General features: G+C 71.0%; 9 protein-coding genes. 3 read left to right on the top strand and 6 right to left on the bottom strand.

What is annotated here, in order from left to right:
- A partial coding sequence (locus F7R91_RS12105; protein ID WP_150947481.1) for a biotin carboxylase N-terminal domain-containing protein occupies positions 1-135 on the bottom strand: 135 nt, incomplete at its 3' end.
- 389 nt (positions 136-524) lie between these two features.
- Here F7R91_RS12105 and F7R91_RS12100 point away from each other — a divergent pair.
- Positions 525-989 (top strand): hypothetical protein, encoded by a 465-nt coding sequence (locus F7R91_RS12100; protein ID WP_225320610.1) that lies wholly within the window; start codon positions 525-527, stop codon positions 987-989.
- Here F7R91_RS12100 and F7R91_RS12095 read toward each other — a convergent pair.
- The 4 genes from F7R91_RS12095 to F7R91_RS12085 form a co-directional block, all read right to left on the bottom strand.
- Positions 958-1,578, bottom strand: a complete 621-nt coding sequence (locus tag F7R91_RS12095) for a Maf family protein (protein ID WP_150947476.1) — start codon at positions 1,576-1,578, stop codon at positions 958-960. The two genes, F7R91_RS12100 and F7R91_RS12095, sit on opposite strands and share 32 nt — an antisense overlap.
- A 33-nt stretch (positions 1,579-1,611) precedes the next feature.
- On the bottom strand, positions 1,612-1,740 hold the full coding sequence (gene mmpB, locus F7R91_RS43795; protein ID WP_269144745.1) for a morphogenic membrane protein MmpB: 129 nt from the start codon (positions 1,738-1,740) through the stop codon (positions 1,612-1,614).
- Between the two features lie 176 nt (positions 1,741-1,916).
- Positions 1,917-2,126 (bottom strand): acyl-CoA carboxylase epsilon subunit, encoded by a 210-nt coding sequence (locus F7R91_RS12090; protein ID WP_150947474.1) that lies wholly within the window; start codon positions 2,124-2,126, stop codon positions 1,917-1,919.
- Positions 2,127-2,143: 17 nt separating this feature from the next.
- On the bottom strand, positions 2,144-3,754 hold the full coding sequence (locus tag F7R91_RS12085) for an acyl-CoA carboxylase subunit beta (RefSeq protein ID WP_150947471.1): 1,611 nt from the start codon (positions 3,752-3,754) through the stop codon (positions 2,144-2,146).
- Positions 3,755-3,864: 110 nt separating this feature from the next.
- Between F7R91_RS12085 and F7R91_RS12080 the strand changes: the two genes are divergently transcribed.
- Together F7R91_RS12080 and F7R91_RS12075 are read left to right on the top strand one after the other, a co-directional pair.
- Complete coding sequence (locus F7R91_RS12080; RefSeq protein ID WP_150947469.1) at positions 3,865-4,740, top strand: biotin--[acetyl-CoA-carboxylase] ligase; 876 nt, start codon at positions 3,865-3,867, stop codon at positions 4,738-4,740.
- Between the two features lie 138 nt (positions 4,741-4,878).
- Complete coding sequence (locus F7R91_RS12075; protein ID WP_150947467.1) at positions 4,879-6,039, top strand: adenylate/guanylate cyclase domain-containing protein; 1,161 nt, start codon at positions 4,879-4,881, stop codon at positions 6,037-6,039.
- Here the strand turns inward: F7R91_RS12075 and F7R91_RS12070 are convergent.
- Entirely contained in the window at positions 6,014-6,706 is a 693-nt protein-coding gene (locus F7R91_RS12070) for a hypothetical protein (protein WP_225320609.1), read from the bottom strand. The genes F7R91_RS12075 and F7R91_RS12070 overlap by 26 nt on opposite strands.
- Between the last annotated feature and the right edge of the window lie 174 nt (positions 6,707-6,880).

Raw genomic sequence — 6,880 nt, 5'->3', positions numbered from 1 at the left:
ATCCGCCGCACGGACATGCAGAGCGTCCCGGTCCGGGTCGGCGTAGACGGCCACGCTCGCGATCCCGGCGTCCCGGCACGCCCGGGCCACGCGGACAGCGATTTCGCCACGGTTGGCGATGAGCACCTTGCGCACGATGAGGCTCCCTCCTTGAAACAAGCCGAGTTTAGGGACTGCCGACACGTCACTTCGACCCGTCCCCTGTGGTGAGCTTGCCCACACGGAGCGTGATACGAGGCTCGCTCGACCCGGGAAATCCCTTGTCGCACCTCGGCACGCAGGACTCCTCAGGAAAACCCTAGCCCTCCAATGTGGTCAAGGTCTCTGTGAGGGCGTGCTGCGGCCCACTCTGATTCTTTGTGGAGTCCCTACGAATGGCCCAATGATTCTTTGCCCTCGGCAGAACACTTGTCCCGCGGTTTACCCGTTAGTAGCGTTCATGATGTCTCGAACGTACTTGGGGTAACGGCAGTCTGGCTCGGACGGCAGTCGAAAGTGGGTGGGGACCGGTGATACGCAGGCCGGTGGCGTGGGTCGTTGCGGTCGTGCTGTTCGTGGAGGCGCTGGGTATCGCAGCCGTCAACTGGTTCATGGGGCTCGTCGTCGACCGGCAGGACATGTCCCTGGCCGGCCTCGACCCCGACATGATGGCGCTGTCGTCGAAGATCGGCGGCGTCCTCTTCGGCCTCTACTTCGCGCTGTGCGGCCTGGTCGCGCTGCTCGTCGCCCTGCGCAACCGTGCGCCGGCCGGCTTCGGCCGCATCCTGCTGATCAGCGCCGCCGTGGCGCACGGCATGCTGGGCGCGTTCGCATGGGGGCTGCTGGGCGTGACCCAGTTCGTCTACATGCTGGTGGTGCTCGGCCTGATCGTGCTGCTGCTGATGACGTACGACTACGAGGTGGCGACCGCCGCCGGGGAGCCCGAGGACGGCAAGGCGGACGACGGGGGCACCGCGGTCACCCCTCCACCGGCGCCCACAACTCCGTGATCCCGACGCCCAGATCGGCCAGCAGCCGGCGGACCAGGGGCAGGCTGATGCCGATCACGTTGCCGTGGTCGCCGTCGATGCCCTCGATGAACGGGGCCGAGCGGCCGTCGAGGGTGAACGCCCCGGCGACATGGAGGGGTTCGCCCGAGGCGACGTACGCGGCGATCTCCTCGTCGGTCGGCTCGCCGAAGCGGACGACGGTGCAGGCGGTGCCGGACGCGTACCGCCCGGTGACGGTGTCGTAGACGCAGTGGCCGGTCTGGAGCGTGCCGGCGCGGCCCCGCATCGACTTCCAGCGGGCGGTGGCCTCCTCGGCGTCCGCGGGCTTGCCGAGGGCCTGGCCGTCCAGGTCGAGCACCGAGTCGCAGCCGATCACCAGCGCGCCCTTGACCTCCGGCTTCGCCGCCACGACGGACGCCTTCGCCTCGGCGAGGGCGAGCGCCAGATCGGCGGGTGTGGACGCGCTGACGGCGTCCTCGTCGACGCCGCTCACGATCACCTCGGGGTCCAGTCCGGCCTGGCGCAGCAGGCCCAGACGGGCGGGGGACCGGGAGGCGAGGACGAGTCGGCGGCGCGGCTGATCAGTCATGCGGTCAGCGTATCGGCCGGGGGGAACCGGCAGTCACCTCACGCCGAGCACGATCATTGCGAGGATCATGGCCAGTGCCATGAGGACCCCCAGCCGCCGCAGCATGTTCTGCATGTCGCGCAGTTCTTCGGGCGGCTCGTTCTCGGGGTCGGACCACAGCATGAGTCCAGCGTGCGGGCGGCTGCCGCCGGGGCGCCTGAGTACGGGTACTCAAATCGGCGCCCCGGGTTGTTCACCTTGATGTCGGCCGTTGTTTGCTGCGCGTTTGATGTGGTTGCTCGCGCCCACGCGGCGGAGCCGCACATTGATACGGCCCGCGCCCCTTGCGTCGGACAGCTCTACCCCGGCCAGTAGGTGCGGGACCATGTCGCCGGGCCCGGCTGGGGCAGCCTCTGTGTTGCGATGCGGGACGGGTCCGACCAGGAGGCTCTCGGGGTGGGTGCGCCCGGCGGGATCGATGCTGCCGCCGCGGCGCGGGCCCTGACCACCGCCAGTGCGGCGGCCAGCTCCTCCGGGGTCGGGTTGCCCCTCAGGACCTTGATGTTCATGACGGCTCCCTGCCGGACTAGAGGGGGATGTTGCCGTGCTTCTTCGGCGGCAGCGACTCCCGCTTGGTGCGCAGCTGTCGAAGGCCGCGTACGACGTGAGCACGGGTGTCGGACGGCATGATCACCGAGTCGATGTAGCCGCGCTCGGCCGCGATGTAGGGGTTGAGGAGCGTGTCCTCGTACTCCTGGATCAGCCGGGCGCGCACCACTTCGGCGCTTTCGGCATTCTCGCCGTTCGCCTGCGCCTCGGCGATGGTGCGGCGGTGCAGGATGTTCACCGCGCCCTGGGCGCCCATGACGGCGATCTGGGCGGTCGGCCAGGCCAGGTTGAGGTCGGCGCCGAGGTGCTTGGAGCCCATGACGTCGTACGCGCCGCCGAACGCCTTCCGCGTGATCACGGTGATCAGCGGGACCGTCGCCTCGGCGTAGGCGTAGATCAGCTTGGCGCCGCGGCGGATGATGCCCGTGTGCTCCTGGTCGACGCCCGGGAGGAAGCCGGGCACGTCGACGAAGGTGATCACGGGCACGTTGAAGGCGTCGCAGGTCCGCACGAACCGCGCGGCCTTCTCGCTGGCGTCGATGTCGAGGCAGCCGGCGAACTGCATCGGCTGGTTGGCGACGATGCCGACGGGGTGGCCCTCGACCCGCCCGAAGCCGGTGAGGATGTTCGGCGCGAACAGCGGCTGCGTCTCGAAGAACTCGGCGTCGTCCAGGATGTGTTCGATCACGGTGTGCATGTCGTACGGCTGGTTGGCGCTGTCCGGGACGATCGTGTCCAGCTCCAGGTCCTCGGCCGTGACGGAGAGGTCCGCCTCCTCGGGGAAGGCCGGGGGCTCGCTGAGGTTGTTGGACGGCAGATACGACAGCAGCTGCTTGACGTACTCGATGGCGTCCTTCTCGTCCCCGGCCATGTGGTGCGCCACGCCCGAGGCGGAGTTGTGGGTGCGGGCCCCGCCCAGCTCCTCGAAGCCGACGTCCTCGCCGGTGACCGTCTTGATGACGTCCGGGCCGGTGATGAACATGTGCGAGGTCTGGTCGACCATGACCGTGAAGTCGGTGATCGCGGGGGAGTAGACCGCGCCACCCGCGCAGGGGCCCACGACAAGGCTGATCTGCGGGATGACGCCCGACGCATGGGTGTTGCGGCGGAAGATCTCGCCGTAGGCGCCGAGGGAGGCCACGCCCTCCTGGATGCGGGCGCCGCCGGAGTCGTTGATGCCGATGACCGGGCAGCCGGTCTTCAGCGCGAAGTCCATCACCTTGACGATCTTCTGCCCGTAGACCTCGCCGAGGGCGCCGCCGAAGACGGTGAAGTCCTGCGAGAACACGGCGACGGGACGGCCGTCGACGGTGCCGTATCCGGTGACGACCCCGTCTCCGTACGGGCGGTTCTTCTCCAGCCCGAAGTTGGTGGACCGGTGCCGGGCGAACTCGTCGAGCTCGACGAAGGACCCCTCGTCGAGCAGCAGCTCGACCCGCTCACGAGCCGTCAACTTGCCCTTGGCGTGCTGCTTTTCGACGGCGCGCTCCGAGCCGGCGTGCGTCGCTTCCTCGATACGGCGCTGCAGATCCGCGAGCTTGCCCGCGGTGGTGTGAATGTCGATCTGACGCTCTTCCGGCTCGGACATCGGGATGCGGCTCCCTGCCTGCTCAAAAGTGGGGACGGTTACTCATCCGTAGCGTAGTGCTGTGCCTGTCGATCGGCAGTGCGGCGTTTACCACACCTAGGGTGGCTTGCATGACGCCGGAAGATGCACCAGACCAGAACGACGACCGCTGGTCCGACCTGGACCGCCCGCCCCTGAACGCCGCCGCCCTGCGCCGGGCGCTGGTGCGCAACGGCGGGCACGGGAGCCTGTACCGCGATGTGCGGTTGGTACGGCGCACCGGCTCCACCAACTCCGACCTGGCGGCGCTCGCCGCCTCGGGGGAGGCGCAGGAGGGGACGGTCCTCGTCGCCGAGGAGCAGACGGCAGGCCGGGGGCGCCTGGACCGACAGTGGACGGCACCGGCCCGCTCGGGCCTCTTCTTCTCGGTGCTGCTGAAGCCGGGCGAGGTCCCGTTGTCCCGCTGGGGCTGGCTGCCACTGCTGACCGGAGTGGCGGTGGCGACGGGGCTGTCCCGGACGGCGGGAGTGGACACTGCACTCAAGTGGCCCAACGATCTGCTGGTGACCATCGGCGGCGAGGAACGCAAGACCGGCGGCATCCTCGCCGAGCGGGCCGGGACCGACGGCGTGGTCGTCGGCGTAGGCGTCAACGTCACGCTCCGCGCGGACGAGCTCCCGGTACCGCAGGCGGGCTCGCTGGCCCTGGCAGGCGCCGTGAACACGGACCGGGACCCCCTGCTGAGGGCGGTGCTGCGGTCACTGGAGGAGTGGTACGGGCGCTGGCGGTCGGCAGGGGGCGACTCCGGGCGGAGCGGCCTCCAGGAGACCTATGCGGCCGGCTGTTCGACTCTCGGACGGGTGGTACGGGCCGAACTCCCCGGCGACCGGTCGATCACGGGGGAGGCGGTGGCGATCGACGGGGACGGCAGGCTCGTCATCGCCACGGAGGAAGGCGTGCAGGAGCCGGTGGGAGCGGGCGACATCGTGCACCTGCGACCGGCGTGAGGACACTCGGCCCGTCCGGCGCTTGCGGACGAGGCCGGCGCGCCCCCGGCTCCGCCTTACGGAGTGAGCTGGCGCACACCTGCCGTAGAGTTGAGGCCGGTCGATACCTGACCGTGGCAGATCGGAAGGGCAGCAGGCGTGACCGTCGACGACTCGGGCTCCGGCGCGGACGCGGACGGCCGGGTGGAGCCTCCCTCGCTCTCGGCGTCGCTGGAGCGGGAGGAACCCCACGCCGCCGACCCCGGAGCCGACCCGATCGCCCTGCGTCTGGAGCAGCTGATCATCGGCGCGGAGCGGCGCTACACCCCCTTCCAGGCGGCCCGCAGCGCGGGCGTGTCCATGGAGCTGGCCTCCCGCTTCTGGCGGGCCATGGGCTTCGCCGACATCGGCCAGGCCAAGGCGCTCACCGAGGCGGACGTACTGGCGCTGCGGCGGCTCGCCGGTCTTGTCGAGGCGGGGCTGCTCAGCGAGGCGATGGCCGTGCAGGTGGCCCGGTCGACCGGGCAGACCACCGCCCGGCTGGCCGAGTGGCAGATCGATTCCTTCCTGGAGGGGCTGACCGAGCCGCCCGAGCCGGGCATGACCCGTACCGAGGTCACGTATCCGATCATCGAGCTGCTGCTGCCCGAGCTGGAGGAGTTCCTCGTCTATGTCTGGCGGCGTCAGCTCGCCGCCTCGGCCGGCCGGGTCATCCAGGCCGCCGACGACGAGGAGATGGTCGACCGGCGCCTCGCCGTCGGTTTCGCGGACCTCGTCGGGTTCACGCGGCTGACCCGCCGTATGGAGGAGGAGGAACTCGGCGAGCTCGTCGAGGCCTTCGAGACGACCGCCGCCGACCTGGTGGCGGCGCACGGCGGACGGCTGATCAAGACACTCGGCGACGAGGTGCTGTACGCGGCGGACGACGCGGGCGTGGCTGCCGAGATCGCGCTGCGCCTCATCGAGACGATGGCGAACGACGAGACGATGCCGGAGCTGCGCGTCGGCATCGCGTTCGGCACGGTCACCACCCGGATGGGCGATGTCTTCGGTACGACGGTGAATCTCGCCTCGCGGCTGACGTCGATAGCTCCGCGGGACGCCGTCCTCGTCGACAGCGCCTTCGCGGAGGAACTGATCCGCACCACCGAGGCGCCCGCCTCCGAGGCCGAGGCGGCGGAGGCCGCGGCCGCCGCGGAGAAGGAGGGCGAGGAGCCGCCGACGTACCGCTTCGCGCTCCAGCCGATGTGGCAGCGGCCGGTCCGTGGGCTCGGCGTGGTCGAGCCCTGGCTGCTCACTCGGAGGAGCGAGGACGCTTAGCCGAGTGCCGGTCCTCCCGGTCGAGCGAGTCCTCGAGGGGAGCGTCGACGCACAGGCTGATGATCGGCAGGCACAGACCGGGCTGGTCCGGCTCCGGCTCCGGTTCCGGCGGGGGCGTGTTCCGGCTCGGTACGGGCGCCGGTGTCCGGGTCGGCTGCGGGGCGGGGTCCGTCGTCGCCGACGGATGAGGTGCCGGGGTGTTCGGCGCGTCCGGGATGGTCGTGGAGTCGGGCAGGCCTGTGGTCGCGGGGGCGGGCAGCGCGGCCGTCGGCAGGGCGGCGAGCAGGCTCGACGTGGGCGTGGGCCACAGACTGAGTCCGCCCATCGCGTACGTCGCCGACGGCAGCGCCCCCGGGGCGGCCCCGTCCGTGGCGGCCGCGTCGTCCGGCCGGTCCGCGCCGGGGCCCGGCCCGGTGCGGGGTTCGGCCTCCGCCGTTCCGGTCCCGCCGACCTCGGAGTCGGGCGCCATCCGTACGAGGCTCAGCACACCGGCGGCCACCGCGAGGCCACCTGCGGTCAGCAGCACCTTGTGCCGACGCGGCCTGCGGTGCCGGCCGCGGGCCCGGGGGCCGAAGAGGCGGGGGCCGGGACCGGTGATGTCCCGGGGTCCGGACCACGCGGCGGCGACCCCGGTGTGTGTCTGCGCCCTCGTCGACGTGTCCGTCATCACGACCCCTCCCCGATGCGCGTGCACCCGGTGCGCAGTGGTGGAGCGCACGCTATGCGCGCCCCGAGGCGGTCGGGCCGCAGTCGCAGAGATGTCACTCGAACGGGGTCTCGGGTGTGGTGGGGTCCGGGCGATGCGGGGTCTTGGGCGCGGTGGGGCCTGGACGGTGCAGGA

It is taken from the genome of Streptomyces luteolifulvus (assembly GCF_008806595.1).
GTDB lineage: Bacteria > Actinomycetota > Actinomycetes > Streptomycetales > Streptomycetaceae > Streptomyces > Streptomyces luteolifulvus.
Note: the sequence above shows the minus strand (reverse complement) of the source record. Positions and strands in the feature narration are given on the sequence as shown.